The following is a 255-nucleotide window of genomic DNA, read 5'->3' on the forward strand; positions in this document are numbered from 1 at the left end:
TAGGTAGCTTAACCTTCGGGAGGGCGCTTACCACTTTGTGATTCATGACTGGGGTGAAGTCGTAACAAGGTAACCGTAGGGGAACCTGCGGTTGGATCACCTCCTTACCTGAAGATACCTTCCCGCGTAGTGCTCACACAGATTGTCTGATAGAAAAGTAACGAGCAGAAAAAACCTCTACAGGCTTGTAGCTCAGGTGGTTAGAGCGCACCCCTGATAAGGGTGAGGTCGGTGGTTCAAGTCCACTCAGGCCTA

Annotated in this window: 1 tRNA gene and 1 rRNA gene; both read left to right on the forward strand. The window is 51.0% G+C overall.

The features are described 5' to 3' along the window. A 16S ribosomal RNA gene (locus F3J38_RS27880) occupies positions 1–107 on the forward strand; the annotation flags it as partial. A gap of 74 nt (positions 108–181) precedes the next feature. Beyond that, a tRNA-Ile gene (locus F3J38_RS27885) sits at positions 182–255 on the forward strand.

Origin of the sequence: Candidatus Pantoea formicae, assembly GCF_011752625.1 — a bacterium.
Classification (GTDB): domain Bacteria; phylum Pseudomonadota; class Gammaproteobacteria; order Enterobacterales; family Enterobacteriaceae; genus Pantoea; species Pantoea formicae.